Annotated in this window: 17 protein-coding genes; 8 read left to right on the top strand and 9 right to left on the bottom strand. The window is 54.8% G+C overall.

The window, feature by feature from the left end:
• Positions 1–130: 130 nt before the first annotated feature.
• Positions 131–1,132, bottom strand: coding sequence for a D-2-hydroxyacid dehydrogenase (locus tag ACI31J_RS02380; RefSeq protein WP_439772850.1), 1,002 nt, complete (start codon positions 1,130–1,132; stop codon positions 131–133).
• 183 nt (positions 1,133–1,315) lie between these two features.
• Here ACI31J_RS02380 and ACI31J_RS02385 point away from each other — a divergent pair, with 183 nt between their 5' ends.
• From ACI31J_RS02385 to ACI31J_RS02400, 4 genes are all read left to right on the top strand, one after another.
• Positions 1,316–1,447 carry a hypothetical protein gene (locus ACI31J_RS02385; RefSeq protein ID WP_439772851.1) on the top strand — a complete coding sequence of 44 codons (132 nt, stop codon included), beginning with the start codon at positions 1,316–1,318 and terminating at the stop codon, positions 1,445–1,447.
• A gap of 173 nt (positions 1,448–1,620) precedes the next feature.
• Positions 1,621–3,429 carry a heavy metal translocating P-type ATPase gene (locus tag ACI31J_RS02390; protein WP_439772852.1) on the top strand — a complete coding sequence of 603 codons (1,809 nt, stop codon included), beginning with the start codon at positions 1,621–1,623 and terminating at the stop codon, positions 3,427–3,429.
• A gap of 147 nt (positions 3,430–3,576) precedes the next feature.
• On the top strand, positions 3,577–4,308 hold the full coding sequence (locus ACI31J_RS02395) for an IclR family transcriptional regulator (RefSeq protein ID WP_439772853.1): 732 nt from the start codon (positions 3,577–3,579) through the stop codon (positions 4,306–4,308).
• A 16-nt stretch (positions 4,309–4,324) separates the two neighbouring features.
• Complete coding sequence (locus ACI31J_RS02400; protein ID WP_439772854.1) at positions 4,325–5,077, top strand: SDR family NAD(P)-dependent oxidoreductase; 753 nt, start codon at positions 4,325–4,327, stop codon at positions 5,075–5,077.
• A 114-nt stretch (positions 5,078–5,191) separates the two neighbouring features.
• Here ACI31J_RS02400 and ACI31J_RS02405 read toward each other — a convergent pair whose 3' ends face one another.
• From ACI31J_RS02405 to ACI31J_RS02420, 4 genes are all read right to left on the bottom strand, one after another.
• On the bottom strand, positions 5,192–5,905 hold the full coding sequence (locus tag ACI31J_RS02405) for a hypothetical protein (RefSeq protein ID WP_439772855.1): 714 nt from the start codon (positions 5,903–5,905) through the stop codon (positions 5,192–5,194).
• A gap of 1 nt (position 5,906) precedes the next feature.
• On the bottom strand, positions 5,907–6,779 hold the full coding sequence (locus ACI31J_RS02410; RefSeq protein WP_439772856.1) for an ABC transporter ATP-binding protein: 873 nt from the start codon (positions 6,777–6,779) through the stop codon (positions 5,907–5,909).
• Positions 6,760–7,143 carry a GntR family transcriptional regulator gene (locus tag ACI31J_RS02415; protein ID WP_439772857.1) on the bottom strand — a complete coding sequence of 128 codons (384 nt, stop codon included), beginning with the start codon at positions 7,141–7,143 and terminating at the stop codon, positions 6,760–6,762. Before ACI31J_RS02415 ends, ACI31J_RS02410 begins: the two co-directional genes overlap by 20 nt.
• 128 nt (positions 7,144–7,271) lie before the next feature.
• Positions 7,272–8,021 (bottom strand): SDR family NAD(P)-dependent oxidoreductase, encoded by a 750-nt coding sequence (locus ACI31J_RS02420; RefSeq protein ID WP_439772858.1) that lies wholly within the window; start codon positions 8,019–8,021, stop codon positions 7,272–7,274.
• An 89-nt stretch (positions 8,022–8,110) separates the two neighbouring features.
• On the opposite strand from ACI31J_RS02420, the gene ACI31J_RS02425 reads away from it, so the two are divergent.
• Positions 8,111–8,785, top strand: coding sequence for a Crp/Fnr family transcriptional regulator (locus ACI31J_RS02425; protein WP_439772859.1), 675 nt, complete (start codon positions 8,111–8,113; stop codon positions 8,783–8,785).
• Between the two features lie 36 nt (positions 8,786–8,821).
• Here ACI31J_RS02425 and ACI31J_RS02430 read toward each other — a convergent pair whose 3' ends face one another.
• From ACI31J_RS02430 to ACI31J_RS02440, 3 genes are read right to left on the bottom strand one after another with little or no spacing between them, the layout of a single operon-like run.
• On the bottom strand, positions 8,822–11,668 hold the full coding sequence (locus ACI31J_RS02430) for a DEAD/DEAH box helicase (RefSeq protein WP_439772860.1): 2,847 nt from the start codon (positions 11,666–11,668) through the stop codon (positions 8,822–8,824).
• 53 nt (positions 11,669–11,721) lie between these two features.
• Positions 11,722–12,243, bottom strand: a complete 522-nt coding sequence (locus ACI31J_RS02435) for a phosphatase PAP2 family protein (RefSeq protein ID WP_439772861.1) — start codon at positions 12,241–12,243, stop codon at positions 11,722–11,724.
• Positions 12,243–13,196 (bottom strand): aldo/keto reductase, encoded by a 954-nt coding sequence (locus ACI31J_RS02440; protein WP_439772862.1) that lies wholly within the window; start codon positions 13,194–13,196, stop codon positions 12,243–12,245. Before ACI31J_RS02440 ends, ACI31J_RS02435 begins: the two co-directional genes overlap by 1 nt.
• A 147-nt stretch (positions 13,197–13,343) precedes the next feature.
• Between ACI31J_RS02440 and ACI31J_RS02445 the strand changes: the two genes are divergently transcribed.
• The 3 genes from ACI31J_RS02445 (at position 13,344) to ACI31J_RS02455 (ending at position 17,318) form a co-directional block, all read left to right on the top strand.
• Positions 13,344–14,225: an EamA family transporter gene (locus ACI31J_RS02445; protein WP_439772863.1), complete on the top strand. Its 882-nt coding sequence runs from the start codon at positions 13,344–13,346 to the stop codon at positions 14,223–14,225.
• A 223-nt stretch (positions 14,226–14,448) separates the two neighbouring features.
• The gene (locus ACI31J_RS02450; RefSeq protein WP_439772864.1) at positions 14,449–16,707 is read left to right on the top strand and encodes an alpha-galactosidase; all 2,259 of its coding nucleotides are present in this window, start codon (positions 14,449–14,451) and stop codon (positions 16,705–16,707) included.
• A complete protein-coding gene (locus ACI31J_RS02455; RefSeq protein WP_439772865.1) occupies positions 16,695–17,318 on the top strand; it encodes a YczE/YyaS/YitT family protein in 624 nt (207 codons plus the stop codon). The genes ACI31J_RS02450 and ACI31J_RS02455 overlap by 13 nt, the downstream gene beginning before the upstream one ends.
• A gap of 53 nt (positions 17,319–17,371) precedes the next feature.
• On the opposite strand, the gene ACI31J_RS02460 is transcribed toward ACI31J_RS02455, so the two are convergent.
• A partial coding sequence (locus tag ACI31J_RS02460; RefSeq protein WP_439772866.1) for a helix-turn-helix domain-containing protein occupies positions 17,372–18,264 on the bottom strand: 893 nt, incomplete at its 5' end.

The following is an 18,264-nucleotide window of genomic DNA, read 5'->3' on the forward strand; positions in this document are numbered from 1 at the left end:
ATCAGGACTGTGGGTATTTTGTTCATAAAAAGGCGTCGAAGAAAAACCATGAAGTTTCCTTTGACGCCTTGCTAGTTTTTAACTTTTCCGCGATAACTGCGAAAAAAGTGCTTTTCCCCAGCTTGTTTAATTAGCCAACCTTCACCGGTGTGTCCGGAGTTTCACCGTTAACCAGGGCCAGATTGTTATCGAAGGCCTTCACTACCATGTTGCGAACCGCGTGGGTTGTGTAGAAGGCAGTGTGCGGTGTTACCAGGACGTTTGGCCGGTCAATCAGGTCTTTCAGACGGGCATCAGGGAATTCCTTGCCTCGCCAATCAGCGTTAAAGATGCCGACTTCGTTTTCGTAAGTATCCATTACGAAACCAAAGAGCTTGCCGCTATCCAGGGCACGAACAACCGCATCCGTGTCCACTAAGGCACCACGGGAAACGTTGACCAGGACAGCGTCATCCTTCATTTTGGCGATGGTGTCATCATTGATCATGTTGATCGTGTTCTTCAGAGCAGGAACGTGCAGGGAAATTACGTCAGCCTGGGCGTAAATGTCATCCAGGGAGTCAACGTAGTAGCCCGCTTCTTCAAGCTTTGGATCGTGGAAAACGTCATATGCAATCACCTTGGCACCGAAGCCTTCCATGATCTGCATGTAGACCTGGCCAATGTGACCAGTCCCAATGACCCCAACGGTTTGGTCGCGGACTTCGCGGCCAATCGTTGGTGCCCAGCGCAGGTCGCCGCTCTCAATCTTCCGGTCCAAAACCTTCGTTTGACGAAGGATCCGGGCAGTCTGAATGGCAGCATGCTCGGCAATTGCGTTTGGTGAGTAAACCGGAACGTTAGTGATTTCAAAGCCTAATTCCTTAGCAGTGGCCATGTCGATGTTGTCCACCCCAACGTTACGCAATGACATTTTGGTGATGCCTTCATCAGCCAGTGCATGCAGCGTTTCTGGGGTGTAGTCTAACTGTTGGTAGACAACCACACCATCCGCACCAGCTGCTTGCTTGGCTGTTTCTGGTGTCAGCAGGTCCGCAGTGTAGTCCACATCTACGTCGGGATGAGCAGCAGCCCATTCCTTCAAGTATGGTTCCTCATCTTTACGAATACTATATGCAAAAATTTTGGTCATTGAGATTCCTCCATTTCGTAGTGTAGCGATAGCTTGGTGAGGGTTATCCTCACAATTATTATCCCGGAATTGCCGGTCGATGCCAACTATTTTATCCGAATTATTACAAATTTTAAACTGAGCGCTTTGCTTGCGCTTCCCCGCCGCGGTCCGCATAATGAATAGCAAAAAGGAGATGGGATTATGCTCAGTCTTCCCCTCGGCATCGGGCAAATCCACGCCATGCATGAGCTGTTCAAAGCCGACCCGCGCCTCGCAATCATCGTTTTAGCTCTGCTGATTGCCCTGGCCTTTTACTTCAATAATCGTCGCTAGTCCATTAGCGCGCACCTTCTAAGATTAACATAACCTGCCCTAATATTGATCTTCGCACTGTCGCCTGACAATATATTTGCCCCGCGATGGTGCTTTTGTTTTCTTTACTGGTAGTGTTATTCCACAAACAATTCTATAATTAGGGTAGTAATAAAAAATGGGGGAATGGTTTCATGAAACGTCTATCAAATAAGCAGAAGCTGATTCTGGTCCTCGCAATTGCCGCAATTGCGCTCTTCCTTCAATACGTCCTCCACTACCCGCTTCTCGCCCAGCTCCTCGTTACCATCGTCGGCGCGGTGGTTGCTTTGACCATGTTTATCGGCATGGTCAAGACCCTGCGTTCCGGTAAGTACGGGGTCGATCTCCTGGCTATTCTGGCGGTAGTCGCTACCCTAGCCGTCAGCGAGTACTGGGCCGCGATGGTCATCCTGGTCATGCTGACCGGGGGAGATGCCTTAGAAGACTACGCCGCCAAGAAGGCAAACACGGAACTCAAGGCCCTGCTGGACAATTCCCCCCAGGTAGCCCACGTCATTAATGGCAACGGCACCCACGACATCAAGGTCGATGCCGTCCAGGTTGGCCAAAGTGTCCTCGTCAAGCCGGGTGAATTAGTCCCCGTCGACGGGAAGATCATCAAGGGAGCCGGCCTGTTCAACGAGGCGTCCCTGACTGGTGAATCTAAACCGGTCGACAAGGGCGTCGGCGATCTGGTGATGTCCGGGTCAGTCAATGGCGATAGTGCCGTCACCCTCACCGTCACCAAGCTGGCCAAGGACAGTCAGTACCAGCAGCTAGTTAAGCTAGTCAAGGAGGCGGAAAGTACACCAGCCCACTTTGTCCGTCTTGCCGACCGGTATGCCGTGCCGTTCACTATTGCCGCCGTTCTGATCGCCAGCTTCGCCTGGTGGGTCTCCAAGGACCCGCGGCGGTTTGCCGAAGTGCTGGTCGTCGCCTCGCCGTGTCCCCTGATCCTTGCCGCCCCGGTAGCGATGGTCTCCGGGATGAGTCGGGCATCGCGTAACGGGATCGTGGTCAAAACCGGGAGCGTCCTGGAAAAGCTGGCTGCGGCCAAGACCGGAGCCTTTGATAAAACGGGAACGATTACCAGCGGCCAGTTGACGGTCGACGAGGTCCTGCCCACTGATCCGGACAACTATGAGCGGCTCCTCCAGCTAGCCGCCAGCGCCGAACAGCAGTCGTCCCACATCCTTGCCCGGTCCCTCTTGGCCTTCACCGATCAGCAGGCAATCAAGCTCCTGCCCGTCACCAATCTGGTTGAGACAACCGGCAAAGGGGTCGCCGCCACTATCGCGGGGCACCAGGTCATGGTCGGCAAGCTCAAGTACGTCGCACCGCAGAGTACCCAGCCTCTGCTGAAGACCACCGCGATCTACGTCAGTCTGGACGGCGCTTACTTTGGGGGCGTCACCTTCACTGACCACATCCGGCCCGAGGCCAAGAAGACTATGACCACCCTGCAAAAGCTCGGGGTTACCAACCTGATGATGCTCACCGGCGACCAACGCGCCATTGCCGAACGGGTCGCCAGCCAGGTCGGGATCACCAACGTCAAGGCCGACCTCCTGCCCAAGGACAAGATTGCCGCCTTGAAAGGTGTTCCAACGAATCTCCACCCCGTCTTCATGGTCGGTGATGGGGTAAACGACGCGCCATCCCTCGTGACCGCCGACGTGGGGATCGCCATGGGGGCCCACGGGTCGTCAGCCGCCAGTGAATCCGCCGAGGTGGTAATCCTAAAGGACGACCTCTACAAGGTTGCTAAGGCGGTGGCCATCTCCGCAGACACCATCAAGATCGCCAAGCAGGCCGTTCTGATTGGGATTGGCATCTGTACCATCCTGATGCTGATCGCCGCCACCGGGGTCATCCCCGCCTTTGTCGGCGCCATGCTCCAGGAGGTCATCGATACCGTTTCAATTCTCTGGGCATTGAAAGCCCGGCAGATGCACAATTGATAGTTTATCCGAGCCGCACAGCATTACTAAGATGAGCTGCGCGGCTTTTTTATTTGGCGCTTGATATGCTAACATTTCAAATAGTGAAACAAAATAATGACTTTTGGTATTTACTGAACATTCTAGTAGATTAGGGGATGAAAAGTGATGAGTGAGGAATTATCGACCACCCTGTTGAAGGCCAAACGGATTCAGGAATACGTTACCGGGCATCCCGGCTGCGCATTGAAGGACATTGCCAAGGACCTGGGTTTAAACAAGACTACGGCTTACCGTCTCTTGACGACGCTAGTCCAGCTCAAATGGCTCACCAAAAAGGGCCAGCATTATTACTTGCAAACCCAGCAAGGACGGCACCAAATTCAACCGGTGGGCTGGCTGGCCAAGCAGGCCGTGCAGCCATTGGTTGATGACCACCGCCTGACCGCCTTCCTCGGTATGCAGTACGGCGGCGTACTGGTAATTTCCCAGGTCTTTGCCAGTCCAGACCGCCTCAGTGACTTCACGTTGCTCGGCGAACGGCAGGCACTGAATGCCAGTGCCCTTGGCAAGTGCCTGCTGGCGTTTATGGATGAGCCGACCCGCAACGCGATTCTGGACACGACAAAGTGGCAGGCGCCAACTAAGAACTCCTTGACCGATCGCCAAGACTTATTGTACAGTCTGGCAATCATTCGCGATCAAGGATATGCCTTGGACGACGAAGAAGTTCAGCTCGACATGCGCTGCCTAGCCGTGCCGGTCTATAGTAAGACCGGTCAACTTGCAGCAACGCTTGGTATTTCCGGATCTGATGCGGCCTTACAGCGGCGACAGGTTAAGTCCCTCGCTCATGAACTTGGTGGTGTTAGTCACCAATTAACAAACCTGATTTTTTAATACTGGAGGGATCTTAATGTCAAACATCATTATCACCGGTGCCGGGAGCGGGATGGGCCTGAGCATGACTAAGAAGTTCTTAGCCAACGACTGGAACGTGATCATGGCAGTACTGAATGCAGCAAAGACGCAGGAAATCTATCAAAAATTGCAAGATAAGTATGGCGGCCAAGTTACAATGTACCAGGTCGATGTCAGCAATCGTCAGTCCGTTGACCACTTTGCCGACCAGGTAAATGCCAAGTACGACCAGATCGATGCAGTCATCAACAACGCTGGGATCTTTACGGGCGGCCTCCTGCACGAACTGAGCGAGGAAGACTGGGATAAGACGATGGCGGTCGATGTCAAATCGATTTTCTTGATGACGAAGGCCTTCGTACCGGGGATGATGGCCCGGCACGAAGGCAATATCATCAACATCTCGTCCGTCGCCGGTCTCCTCGGGGACTACAACATGCCGGTCTACAACGCCGCTAAAGGGGCCGTCACCAACCTGGTACGGTCCATGGCACTTGACTACGGTCCATACGGGATCCGCGTCAATAATATTAATCCCGGGGCCACGAACACCCCGATGTTCCAGGGAAACCCCGAAGAGGTTAAGGCTGCTTACCGAAACGCCAGTCCCCTTAAGCGAATTGCGGAACCAGAGGAGATTGCCAACGTCGCCTACTTCTTAGTTTCCGACCAGGCCAGTGCAATTACCGGCCAAAACGTCGGTGCTTCAATGGGCTACGGTATCTGGACCGGCCAACCAAAGCAATAATAGTAACTGTAAGTAATTAAACTCGAAACGAAAAGCGGAACTACGATGGTGCGTAGTCCCGCTTTTTGTTAATTGTGGAAAGCCATAGCGAAGCATTTGAGTGTTTCTCCAGTTCTAATCCCGCCGTAATTGGAGGCGGCTATTAAAGAATTTAGTTAAGAAGATGATGACAATCAGGTAAATTCCCCAAATGATCCACGGGGTAGCCGGTGATAGGGTCATGTTGAAGAGCCAGGCCAAGGGCCCAACAAAACGACTATGCGCGTAGGTTGGCAGGTATGCGCTGTCGCCCAAGGCCATCAGCCCGCGCAGCAGCATTACCATCAGGATTACCAGCATGACTGGTAACCCGATCCCCACGATGACCTTCCACTTCCGGTTCAGGAGGCTAAAACCGGTACCGATCGCCTGGCAAGTCAACACAAGCGTCAGGAAAATCACAAAGTTGATTAAGAGCTCACGCCAGCTACCGAGTGGACGGTACGTCATGGTCAATAATTCGTCAATCAGGTATACCAAAAGGGTACTGAGAACCATGGCGATCTGCCTACCCTGCCAGAGGGTGGAACGCGAAATACCGTTTTGAATCGCCCACTTGAAGTCCGTATAGGCAGTGACCAGGAAATAAACCGCCAAGATTACCGGTAAGAAAGCGACCAGCGATTCCGGAATTCCCTGCAGACTAACTAAGAAGGACATCAGGTTCCGGTTAAAGATCAAGCCGAGCAGGTCAACCACCAGTTCAAAGCCGACCACCCATACGATCGTAATCAGTGTTGCGATGCCCAGACGGTGAAAGACGTTGCTGGCAACCATTTTCTGTTTCATATTAAGCATTCTTAGTTTCGCCTCCGTTTGTTAGGTAAATGAATAGGTGTTGCAGGTCGTAATGACCGAGCTTGACGGTATCGGGAAGCATCCGCTGGTCGTCCAAGTCGTCGAACAGGTAGGCAGTCCGGATGTTGCCCAGGTCTTCTTGGTCCAGGACCCGTTGGCCAGCCGTGTATTTATCGACCTGATCGGCTGGACCGCTGACGGTATGGGCCCGCTCGAGCAGGTGCTGCACATCATCATCAGCCACGACCTTGCCCTGATCAATGATGATCACTGATTCCACCATCTGTTGGACCTCCTCAATCAGGTGCGTCGAAAGAACAAAGGTCCGCGGCTTAGCCTGATAACTCTTCAATAATTCTTGATAGAAGAGTTCCCGATGAGCAGCGTCCAGTCCCAGAACGGGCTCATCCATCAAGATGTAGTCCGCATCGACGTTTAGGGCCAGGACAAACTTGGCAATCGTCTGCTGTCCCGTCGAGAGGCTGCTGAGCTGCTGCTTCTCATCCAGGCCAAATTCCTTTAGCTGCCGGGCCGCCGTCTGGTAGTTAAATTGGCCATACGCCTCATTCGCCAAGTCAAATGTCCGTAAAATACTGGTCCTCTTAGGGTAGAGATTGGTCTCACTCATCAAAAAGATCCGGCCGAGGACATCATCATTATCATTGGCATCCTGGTCCCCTAATTTGACCGTGCCAGTCGTGGGAAAGATGCGGTTAGTGATGATATTGAGCAAGGTTGACTTCCCCGCTCCGTTCCGGCCGAGCAAACCATAAATCTTCGCCGGTGCCAGGGTGAACGAAATCCCATCCAGGACTTCCCGGTTCCCGAATCGTTTTGTGATGTTATTAATGCTTAATTGTTCCATCGTGTTCCCCCCGTTCAATCAGTTCAATCAGGTGCTCCTCAGTGATGCCGAGCTTGCTTGCTTCGACCAGGAGCTTTTTGATGTAGTCATTGTAGAAATTATCCTTGCGACGTTCCATGATCTTCTGGCGAGCCCTCGGACGAACAAACATCCCAAGTCCCCGCCGTTTCTCCAGCAGGCCCTCATCAACCAGCATGTTCATCCCCTTGAGCACCGTGGCCGGATTGATGTGCAACTGTTGTGATAGTTGCGTCGTCGAGGGAATCTGGGCCTCCTCATCAAAGCCGCCGGTAAAGATCATCTCTTCGATCTGGGCCGCCAGCTGCTGGTAGAGTGGCGCAGACCCGTCAAAATCAAATTGCACATGATCGCCCCCTTATTAGTTATTTGGTTAATCACTTATGTAACTAAGTATATAAGTGGAGAGATCATAATGCAAGACTAAAATAAAAAATTCCCACCAGGCTGGTAGGAATTTTCTGTCCTATTTTATTAATTCGTACTTGGCAGGTCGGTGCCTTTGAAGGCGGTGTAGCCATCGTCAGCCATGATCGTCGTTCCGTTAATGGCGCTGGCTTCCGGCAACGTTGCCAGGTAAATGGCCCCGGCGATCTCCGCTGGTTGAATGATTCGTCCCTTCATGTGCAGTGTACCGCCATAGGCCTTCGTTGCTGGCTCCACCATCCCGGTTTCAACCCAACCGGGAGCAACCGAGAGGACCCGGACCCCATGCGGAGCAACCTCACGGGCAATTGCGGCGGTTGCCAGTCGGACCCCGCCCTTGCTGGCAATGTAGCCAACCGATTCGAAGTTGGGGATAAAGCCATCCAGGGAGCCAACGTTGACGATGGTTCCAGCTCCTTGCTTAACCATCTGGGCCGCTACCTTCTGGTCAACGTTAATCGTACCCATGAGGTTAACGTTAATCACCTGACGGATATTATCGAGGTCTGCCTCCACAAACGGCATATGCTTGCCCAGGATTCCCGCGACATTGGCGGCGACATCAATCCGGCCAAAGCGATGAACCGTCTCATCAACCAGGTTTTGGACCTGATCGGCCTGGGAAATATCACACTGGAAGAAGGCCACATCTCCCAATTTCTGCAGCTCCGTCAGGCGCTCCTGGTTCTCGTGCAGGTCCGCGACCATCACACGATAGCCTTCTTTAAGGAACTTTTGGCTAGTGGCGAACCCAATGCCGTTCGTCCCCCCGGTCACGATTGCTACTTTCTGTGTCATCAGTAATTCCCCCTTCTTAAATCATCAACCGCATTATATGCGATAATAATATTCGGCAACACATCAATTGATATACAGAGGCGTCCCGAATGAAAATCCCCGAATACTATTACGACAACACCTTCATCCCCTTCAAAGACCTGCTCATCGCCGGCCGCCAACAGCACCAGTATGTTGCAGGAACAACGCTGGTGAACGTCGGTGAGTACATGACCAATACCTACTACATCCACCAGGGGATCTTAAAGCTCGCCATCGTTTCTAACACCGGTATGGAGAAGACCGAACTTTTCATCGGTCATGGCGGCTTGTTCCCATTATATAGTCCGGTCGAGCGGCGATACCGGGAAGAACGCGACGAGCTGATCGTAAAGGCCCAAACGGCCGTGACGGTTACCAAGATTCCGCAACGGGCAATCGCCGACCTGCTCGACCGAAACCCGGCATTTGCCCGGGCCATGCTTCGCCAGTACGCGGACTTCTCTGCGATCCTGCTCTACGATGCCATCGACTTATCCAGCCAGGACAACCTGACCAAGGTCTGTAACTACCTATACCAGTACGAAAAACTCCTCAAGCCCCACGGAATTATCCTCACCCAGGAGGAAATCGCCTCAAACATCGGTATCCCCCTGCTGACCCTTTCCCGCCACCTGCAAAAGCTTCGTCAGCAAGGAATCATTACCACTGCGCGTAAGCAAATCCATGTGCTAGACTGGCCACGATTGATCCGATTCTGCAGTCCCGAGCTGTTAGCGCCCTAAATAAAAGCTTCCCTGAAAATTCAGAGAAGCTTTTATTTAGTCAAACAGCAATTCATACATCCGCGGTGCCAGGGGGGTATCGAGCTCCAGATCCATCCCCACCGCAGCCTTCTTCTTCGGGCCGAGCTGCTCTTCTTGAACCGTTCCCGGCACGATCTTGACGGTGCCGAGGTAGTAAAACTGCTTGCCAGCCGCATCGCTGCGTTTCACAAAGAGGCGCAGGGTCACTGCGGGCTTGCCAGCGGCCACCCCCGCCAATAACTGCTGTACCTCAGGTGAGTCGAGGTGGCGCGGGCTCCGGGTGTACCAGCGTAGCGACTGGCCATCGCGCAGCTCATTGTTATAGACCGCATTCCGCTGTTCGGCATCGGTCTTGTGGTAGGTAATGAAGATCGGACACTCATCGTCAGCTACCCGGTAGCCGTACATGGGAGCGCTGACATCCTTGGGCCAGTTCAGCAAGCGGCAGACGTCCTGCCGGTCGTAGCGCTGGTAGCGGGTGAATAACTGGGTGGGGTCATACTCCCGGCTGAGGGCCAATCCGGTCGTCACCGCATCGGCGAAGAGCTGGCGAAAGTCCTGATTACTATCCAGGGCCACAGCCAATTCTGGTTGCCAGCGGTACTCTCCGTCAACCAGCGTAATCAGCGGCCGGCCACCGTACCGGGCCTTCTTGGTGGTCTTCCCGGCCTTCACGTCAAAGAAATCCAGCCTTAGAATAGCCAACAACGACTGCCGGACCGCGGACGTATCGTAGGCCCCCGCCGTCTGCCAGCGGGTTGTCAACCGTTTTGTAGAGCATCGACCACTCTTCAGCAGTTCATCCAAGAGCAACAGTTCGTGGGGCCGCTTCCCGTTCAGTAGTTCCTTGGTCACAAATGATAAGACCCCGTTTTCGTAACTGTCCATGGTAGCCTGCTCACCCATCTTGGCCAGAAAGGCCCCATAGTGGGCCAGACGAGCATTGGCGGCAAACACCTGCGGAGTCACCGAACCGTAACGGTAGAAATCATAAAGGTAGGGAACCCGGCCCAGCTTGTTTTTCAGCTCCTGGTAGGCCTGGCGGAGGGCCTGCATCGAATCCAGCTTCGTCTGCGCAAGCGAGTGCAGGATCTGCGCAGTGGCAACCCGGTCGAAGTTGATCGTCGAAACCCCGATAATTCCCGGCAGCCGGGTCTCGGCCCGCGCACGGTCGACATCCCGACTGGTGTCATCATTGATGGCCAACGGGATCAAGTAGTTGTTCTTGTAGTTGCCAATGAAGTCCAGGACCGTGACGTAATCCTTGCCGGGGTACTTGCGCAGGCCACGGCCGAGCTGCTGGAGGAAGACGATCGCGGACTTGGTGTTTCTAAGCATCACAATCTGGTTCAACGACGGGATGTCGATTCCCTCATTGAAGAGGTCCACCGTGACGATGTACTCCAGCTCCCCGCGCTCAAGTTGGCGAACCGCCGCCCGTCGTTGAGCTGGTCGACTGGTATTGGTCAGGGCTACGGCCGGATGACCGGCGGCGGTGAACTTCTCAGCCAGTTCTTCGGCCTCTGCCTGCCGTGAACAGAAGACGAGTCCCCGGGCCCGGTCGCCGCAATAGCCGTAGTAGTCCAGCTGTTGGAGCACGTACCGGACCCGCTCATCGGCAACAAGGCGGTGAAGGCTGGTCGTGTCGTCAATGGTTTCGCCGTCAGCCATGACGTAATCCTGAACCCCAACGTAGTGAAATGGCGCCAGCATCCCGGCCTCCAGGGCATCCTGGAGGCGGATCTCGTAGGCCAGGTGGTAGTCAAAGGCTGCGTAAACATCCTGGTTATCTGGTCGATCAGGCGTGGCCGTCATCCCCAGCCAAAACTGCGGCCGGAAATAATCCATGACCCGCTGGTAGCTCGGCGCCGCTACCCGGTGGGCCTCATCAATCAAGATGTAGTCAAATGTCGAAGCTGACAACTGAGCCAGGGTGTCCAGCTGACTAAGGGTCTGGACGGTCGCAAAGAGGTACTTGGCATCCCAGTCGTGACGGTCCCCAGTTAGCAGGCCGTAGTCACTGGCGGGGCCGCCGATGACCCGCCGAAAGCTGGCTAGCGACTTGCGGGCAATCTGTTCCCGGTGCACCACGTAGAGAAAGCGCCGCGGTTGAAAATCTTTAACCGCAAACGCCCCCAGGTAGGTCTTCCCCGTTCCCGTCGCCGAAACGACCAGGCCCTTGGTCGCCCCGGCCGTCACCAGGGCATTAAGCTCACCCAGGGCGGCTTTTTGCATCGCATTCGGGGTGATCGGGGACGGTGCCGGGTTAGCCCCGGGCTGAACCGGAGAAACCCAGCGGGTCCGGTAAGCCGTCAGCCATTTATCATCCAAGACCTGACTCTCCGTGGACAGAGCAGTCAACTGCTGAGCGATCTGGTCGGTCAAAGCCGCATTGGTCGCCGAGCTCACCCGCAGCATCCACTCGGTATTTTCCAGCAGGGCTGCCCGGGTAAAGTTGGCACTGCCGACGTAGGCCGTTTGATAGCCCACGTGTTCGAAGAGGTAACCCTTGGCATGGAAGCCGTTTGCGCCAGCGATCCGGACGGTCAGATTAGGGATCTTCATCAGTTCGGCAAAGACCCGCGGCGAGTTGAAGCCCAGGTAGTCACCCGTGATGATGGTCCCCGTCACCCCCTTGGCGGCCAGGTCAGCCATCACAACCTTAAAGGGCACCAACATGTTCGGGGTGATGAAGGCCACCGCCCAGGTGAAACTTTGGCAGGTCAGCAGTTCCCGCCGCAGGCTCAGCCAGAGCGGCTCATCCTGGTTGCTCAAGAGCGCCGGGCCCAATGTTTCGTGGCCCCGGTAGCGTTGATCGTATAAACCATTGAGAATTGCGTTCTTTAATGTTTCCACATTCACTTCCCCTTTAACAAGCACGGGGCCCGGTTGTCACCCAACCAGGCCCCTGATTATCATAAGAACAATAGACCGCCAACCACCAGCCCGCAGACGAGCCCGGCCGCCACGTCACGCGGGTAGTGGACCCCGCCGACGACCCGGATGACCGCTAGCAGGAGGGCCAGCATCAAAAGAAACAGCCCCCAGCGCCAGTCGAGCCAGAGGGCCGCCATGGCGATGACGGTCGCCGAAAAGACGTGCCGGCTCGGGAAGGAATCCCCCGTCTTTTCCCGAGAAATCAAGGGATCAATCGGCCACTGCTCATAAGGACGGGGCGTGTTGAGCCGCTGGCGAACTAGCGATAGCAAGACAAAGCCCGCCCCGGGAATCAGCACCACGCGCCACAGCGGTGCTAAGTCCCCGAATTGACCGAGCCGTAAGCCGCGCCAGGCTAGCCCAGCCAACATGAGCAGGTAGGCGCTGTACATGATGACCTCGATGGCCCGGTTGGCGAAGCGCAGGACTGTGACCCACCGCGGGTGCCGCCGCAACGGGGCGCTCAGCCGCTGGTAGAAGCCGGCGTAGTCGCGGGCCATTATGGCAAACTGTTTCCGGCGGCCAGGTAGAGATCGTACCATTCCTGCCGGGTGAGGGTGATGTCGCTCCCCGCGGCACTATCCTTGATGTGCGCGGGATTCATCGTTCCCAAGAGCACCTGCATGTGGGCCGGGTGCCGCAGAATCCAGGCCACCGCAATGGCGTTCTTGCTGGCCTGGTACTTATTCGCCAGCTTGGCCAGTTCGGCGTTTAATTCGGGGAACTTGTCACTGTTGATGAAGGTCCCAGCGAAGGTACCGTACTGGAACGGTGACCAGGTCTGAATCGTCATTTGTTGGCGCCGGGTGTACTCGAGCAAGCCGCCATCGTGGTCGTTGGCCCGCTCGTCGGTCATGTTGGTGTGCAGACCGAAGTCAATCATCCCCGTGTGGCCCAGGCCGAACTGGACCTGGTCGACCAGCAGCTTCTGGTCCAAGGCATCCTGGAGCATGGCAATCTGCTGGGGATTGAAGTTTGAGACCCCGAAGTGCCGCACCTTGCCGGCCGCCTGGAGCTCATCAAAGGCCGCCGCAATCTCGGCCGGTTCCATTAAGGGGTCCGGCCGGTGGATCAGAAACGCGTCCAGGTAGTCAATCCCCATCCGCTTGAGGATCCCGTCCACGGAACTGATCAGTTGCTTCTTGGAGGAATCATAGCGAGTGATCTTGTTAGCCGCGTTTGCATATAGACCACCCTTGGACTGGATGTAGAAGTCATCCCGGCTCAGTCCACTCTGCTTAAAGGCCTGGCCAAAGTGGATTTCCGACGATCCCCGCCCCAATTCTGGGTCGTTGCCGTAGATGTCGGCCGAGTCGATAAAATTGATCCCGGCTTCGTGGGCCGCCTGCAGGGCAACGACCGCCTTGGGCACCGGCAGCGTCCCCATCCGCATGATCCCGAGCGCCACGTTTGAGGCCTGCCAGCTGGTCCCACCAATCTTTACACTTCTCATAATAATTTTCCCTCCTTAATCCAACAAACTTAACATCACTAATAATTTTAAGCGTTTTCCCTTAATATTACTAGGCATTTTCATTTGCGGCTGGCCCCCATTCTCAATCTATGTTAACCTAGACCAATTGACTAAGGAGGCGTATTTATGAATCGACAAACCAAGGGCATATTGCTGGCGGCCGGCGGGGCTTCCCTCTGGGGCGGTTCCGGCGCGGCGGCCCAATACCTCTTCTCGACCACCAGTATTTCAACCACCTGGCTGGTTGCCATCCGGCTGATCGCCGCGGGGATCCTGTTAACCATCATCGCGGCCGTCCGGACTCCCCAGCAGGTCCGGGCCCTGACCCACCGACGCCGCAACTTGACTTACCTGCTGGCATTTGCCGTTCTCGGCATGATGAATTCCCAGCTGAGTTATTTTCTGGCCGTCAAGTACAGCAATGCCCCGACGGCAACGGTGATTCAGTACCTGCAGCCGGTTATCATCATCGTCTGGCTGGCGTTTGCCCAGCGCCAGTGGCCCCGGCGGATCGATTGCATCTCAATCGTGATTGCCCTGGTTGGAACCTTCTACCTGGTAACCGGCGGGCAGCTGGACACGCTGACCCTCACCCCCGTGGCCCTCTTCTGGGGACTCTGGTGTGCGGTGGCAGCCGCACTCTACACCCTGCTTCCCCAACCGCTGCTGAAAAGCTACGACTCGCTGGCGGTCTGCGGGTTGGCGATGCTGGCCAGCGGGATCGTCCTCACCCCGACGCTGTTCACTGCCCCGTGGCCCCAGCTGACTAGCGGCGACTGGTGGCTGGTCGGTTATATTGTCATCGGGGGAACGATGCTCGCCTACACGATGTTTCTGCAGAGCATCCGCTACATCTCGCCATCGGTCACGGGGATCCTCAGTGCCTTCGAGCCGCTCGTGGCGACCCTGCTGGCAGTGACCTTGCTGGGCACCCGGATGACGGTGGCCGGGGTGGTCGGCTCCCTGCTGATCCTTCTGACCACCTTTCTCCAGGCGATCCCGTTGTAGAAGGTCTTAAGCATTTTCCGCCGTCAGAAGCAACGTTAAGTTAGGACCCCATTTAATACCAAACTATATTTTTAAAGCGTCCCGCACCCAAGATGCGCGACGCTTTTTATATGCACATAATCTCTGACCTCACAAAATGTGCACTTCTTCTAACATTTGCTTATTTTTGCCCGCCAATAAAAGCGCTACCATTATGATGAATTAAGGAAAAGGAGCGCTAAACATGCCAATCAGTTTTCACCAAGACAGCCAAGAGTTTCACCTCTTCAACAACCAGGTTAGTTACATCATTAAAATTCTCCGCAACGATCAGCTTGGCCAGCTCTACTTCGGCCGGCGGGTTCCCGACCGCCCTGACCATTCCTACCTGGTCGAAAATGGCTACCGGCCGATGACGAGCTACGTCTACGACAACGATTACGACTTTTCCCTTGGCAACGCCCGGCAGGAATACCCTGCCTACGGAACCACCGACTACCGGATGCCGGCGGTCGAAATCAAGCAGCCCAATGGCAGTACAGTCACCAACTTTCGCTACCAATCCCACCGTATCTACGCCGGGAAACCAAAACTGGCTGGTCTGCCCGCCACCTACGTTAAGGATGAAGACGAAGCAACGACCCTGGAGGTCCGCCTTTACGACGACGTGATCGACGTGGACCTCATCCTCTCCTACACCATCTTTGCCGACTACGCCGCGATCGCCCGCAGCGTCCGCTTCCTCAACCGCAGTCGCCAGAACTACCAGTTAACCACCGCCATGAGCATGAACCTCGACCTTCCCGACGACGATTTCGACTGGCTCCAGTTTTCCGGCGCGTGGGGGCGGGAACGGCAGCTGAAGGTGGCTCACCTGCGACCCGGTATTCAAGCGGTCAGCAGCACCCGGGGCGCCTCCAGTCACATGCAAAACCCCTTCGTCATTCTGAAGCGGCCCCACACCGATGAGTTTCAGGGTGAGGCATACGGTTTCTCCTTCGTCTACAGCGGCAATTTCCTAGCGCAGGCCCAGGTCGATGCCTACAAAGTCACCCGAGTCCAAATGGGGATCAATCCCTTCCACTTTTCATGGAAGCTGGCCCCGGGGCAGGAATTCCAGACCCCCGAGGCCGTGATGGTCTATACCAGCAAGGGACTTAACCGGCTCAGCCAAACTTATCACCAACTCTATCAGCAACACCTGGTCCGGGGATACTGGCAAAATCATCCCCGGCCGATCCTCATCAACAATTGGGAGGCCACGTATTTCGACTTCACCGAGGACAAACTGGTGGACCTGGCCAAGCGTGCCCAGCAACTTGGCATCGAGCTGTTCGTACTCGATGACGGCTGGTTTGGTAAACGAACAACAGAGACGGCGGGCCTCGGCGACTGGTGGGTCAATCGCGATCGCCTGCCTGACGGGATCAGCGGTCTCGCCAAGCGAATCCACCGTCTGGGAATGATGTTTGGTCTCTGGTTTGAGCCGGAAATGACCAATAAAGATAGCGACCTCTACCGCAGCCATCCTGACTACATCTTGCAAACGCCGGAACGACACCCATCGCAGGGGCGCCGCCAATACGTTCTTGATTTCTCGCGTCCAGAAGTGGTCGACTACATTCATGATCTGATCGCCAAGGTTCTGCGTACCGGACACGTTGATTACGTTAAGTGGGACATGAACCGCAACATCACTGAGTGCTTCTCCACCGCGTTCCCGGCGGACCAGCAGGGAGAAATTTTCCACCGCTATATTCTGGGGGTCTACCAACTGTACGAACGGTTGACCACGGAGTTCCCGAAGATTCTTTTTGAATCCTGTGCCTCGGGCGGCGGCCGCTTTGATGCCGGAATGCTGTATTACGCGCCGCAAGCCTGGACAAGCGATGACTCCGACGCGGTTGAGCGGCTCAAGATTCAAACTGGAACCTCATACGGTTACCCAATCAGTTCAATGGGCGCCCACGTTTCTATTTGTCCTAACGAGCAGGTCAACCGCAACACCCCGCTGAAGACCCGTGGTGACGTCGCCTTCTTTGGGGACCTGGGTTACGAACTCGACCTAGCCAAGCTGTCATCAAACGAATTGGCCCAGATAAAGGATCAGGTTAAATTCATGAAACGCTACCGGCAACTCTTTCAATTTGGCCGCTTCTACCGATTGAAGGACCCGTTTACCAGTAACATCACCTGCTGGTTAGTAGTGAGTCCTGACCAGCAACAGGCCGTGATGGGCTACTTCAAGGTTCTCAACGATGTTAATGCCGAGTATCGCCTCCAAAGGGTTCCCGGGTTGTTGGCCGATCAGGAATACCAAGTCCACGAGGAAGACGGGCACGACTGCGGCGTTTACACGGGAAGTGAGCTGGCCAACATCGGCTTGGTCACGTCCGATGCCGAATCGGAACAATCGGCTGCCACCAAGAATGTACCTGACTTCTACAGCCGACTGTTTATCTTCGAGACCCAGAAAGACGGTGACGGCAAATGTATCAATTAAAAAGAATTGTGATGGCCTTTTGCGGAGTGGTCCTCTGCGGCTTCTGCGTGGGCATGTTACAAAAGGCTGATCTCGGCGTTGATCCCTTTACCTGTTTCGTTACCGGAATCGCCAACATCTTTCACTCTACCTACTCGACCTTCTACCTGATCCTCACCGGAATCCTGCTGATCCTGGTCCTCATCCTCCGAAAGCATTACATCGGGATAGCGACCGTGATCAACCTCTTCTTCACAGGGGTCGCTGCGGACGCGATGCACCACCTGCTCGACGCTATTCTCCCACATCCTAGCCTGGCAATGCGCGGCGGGCTAATGCTGGTAGCAATTGTTTTTACTTGTTTGGCGGCGGCCCTCTACTTCACCGCCGATCTTGGTGTTTCTGCCTACGATGCCCTTGCCCTGATGGCTGCCTATCAATACCATCTATTACCATTTAAGTATTGTCGGATAATTACCGACGGGCTCTGTGTCCTCGTTGGCTTCCTGTTCAACGTCACCCTCGGTGTTGGCACGATCATCACCGCCCTCTTCATGGGGCCGCTCACCCAGTGGTTCCGAACCCATTTTGCTGAACCGCTGTTGGCTCATCGCGCCCCGGCGGCATCCTAACCTATAAAACCGGCCCCCAGGCAAAACACTGTCTGCGGGGCCGGTTATCTTTACTAGTTTTCGCGCTCCCGGACCTGTTTGCGGTACTCACGGGGCGTCATTCCGTACGTTTGCTTGAATATTCGCGTAAATGAATTGGCATGGTTATAACCACAATGCTGAGCTATCTCCTCAATGGGCAACGTTGAGGACTCAAGCAGGTGGCGGGCCTTAGTGATACGAAAATTGCGGATATACTGTCCCGGCGTCAACGTGGTCGCTCGCTTAAACAACGTATTGAAATAACTGCGATCCAGATTTACCGCCCGTGCTAGCCGGTCAGCCGAAGCTGTGGCAATATGATTGGCCAGGTAGGCGATTGCCCGATCCACGTAGGGATTTTGCTGCGTTGAATAGTGATCACTAACGGGGGTCGAGTTAGCAATCAAGCTTAAGAAACTCAGCAGATTGCTATTGGCAAGTAATTCGGTCGCCGTATTCGTTAATGGGTGCTGAATTATCTGGTTAACACAATTAGCCAACTCGTAGTAGTGGTCGTTATTAAACACCGGCGTTTCTTCTGAAATTGCCAATTGATTGATCAGCGTAGTCGCATAAGAGCCCGTAAAGCCCAGCCAGACGTATGACCAAGGTGTTATATCATCGGCAATATAGTATGTTTGATAATTTGGAGCAATGAAGAATCCTTGCCCGGCATGCAGGTGGTAATCAACACCATTTACCTGAAAGGTTCCTGATCCAGATAAAATGTAGTGAATTAGGTAATATGGGCGAACGGCAGGGCCAAAGCAGTGGCCAGCCATCGTATCCGATCGTCCTACCGAGGTAATCCCCAAAGGGGCATCTACTGGCGGTGAGTAATTAAATGACACTGCTTTTTCCATGTTCTCCCTCTTTCCTACGCTGCACTTATTTCCGTAACCAATCATATTACAAAAAAAGAGTG

The sequence above is a fragment of the Limosilactobacillus sp. genome, assembly GCF_051873075.1.
In the GTDB taxonomy this organism is placed as follows: Bacteria; Bacillota; Bacilli; order Lactobacillales; family Lactobacillaceae; genus Limosilactobacillus.

What these genes read in the sequence shown, in the direction of transcription:
- ACI31J_RS02440 (WP_439772862.1), bottom strand. Translation starts at nt 13,196, where the DNA reads ATGAGAAGTGTAAAGATTGGTGGGACCAGCTGGCAGGCCTCAAACGTG.
- ACI31J_RS02385 (WP_439772851.1), top strand. Translation starts at nt 1,316, where the DNA reads ATGCTCAGTCTTCCCCTCGGCATCGGGCAAATCCACGCCATGCATGAG.
- ACI31J_RS02395 (WP_439772853.1), top strand. Translation starts at nt 3,577, where the DNA reads ATGAGTGAGGAATTATCGACCACCCTGTTGAAGGCCAAACGGATTCAG.
- ACI31J_RS02435 (WP_439772861.1), bottom strand. Translation starts at nt 12,243, where the DNA reads ATGGCCCGCGACTACGCCGGCTTCTACCAGCGGCTGAGCGCCCCGTTG.
- ACI31J_RS02425 (WP_439772859.1), top strand. Translation starts at nt 8,111, where the DNA reads ATGAAAATCCCCGAATACTATTACGACAACACCTTCATCCCCTTCAAA.
- ACI31J_RS02405 (WP_439772855.1), bottom strand. Translation starts at nt 5,905, where the DNA reads ATGAAACAGAAAATGGTTGCCAGCAACGTCTTTCACCGTCTGGGCATC.
- ACI31J_RS02390 (WP_439772852.1), top strand. Translation starts at nt 1,621, where the DNA reads ATGAAACGTCTATCAAATAAGCAGAAGCTGATTCTGGTCCTCGCAATT.
- ACI31J_RS02410 (WP_439772856.1), bottom strand. Translation starts at nt 6,779, where the DNA reads ATGGAACAATTAAGCATTAATAACATCACAAAACGATTCGGGAACCGG.
- ACI31J_RS02445 (WP_439772863.1), top strand. Translation starts at nt 13,344, where the DNA reads ATGAATCGACAAACCAAGGGCATATTGCTGGCGGCCGGCGGGGCTTCC.
- ACI31J_RS02450 (WP_439772864.1), top strand. Translation starts at nt 14,449, where the DNA reads ATGCCAATCAGTTTTCACCAAGACAGCCAAGAGTTTCACCTCTTCAAC.
- ACI31J_RS02455 (WP_439772865.1), top strand. Translation starts at nt 16,695, where the DNA reads ATGTATCAATTAAAAAGAATTGTGATGGCCTTTTGCGGAGTGGTCCTC.
- ACI31J_RS02420 (WP_439772858.1), bottom strand. Translation starts at nt 8,021, where the DNA reads ATGACACAGAAAGTAGCAATCGTGACCGGGGGGACGAACGGCATTGGG.
- ACI31J_RS02380 (WP_439772850.1), bottom strand. Translation starts at nt 1,132, where the DNA reads ATGACCAAAATTTTTGCATATAGTATTCGTAAAGATGAGGAACCATAC.
- ACI31J_RS02400 (WP_439772854.1), top strand. Translation starts at nt 4,325, where the DNA reads ATGTCAAACATCATTATCACCGGTGCCGGGAGCGGGATGGGCCTGAGC.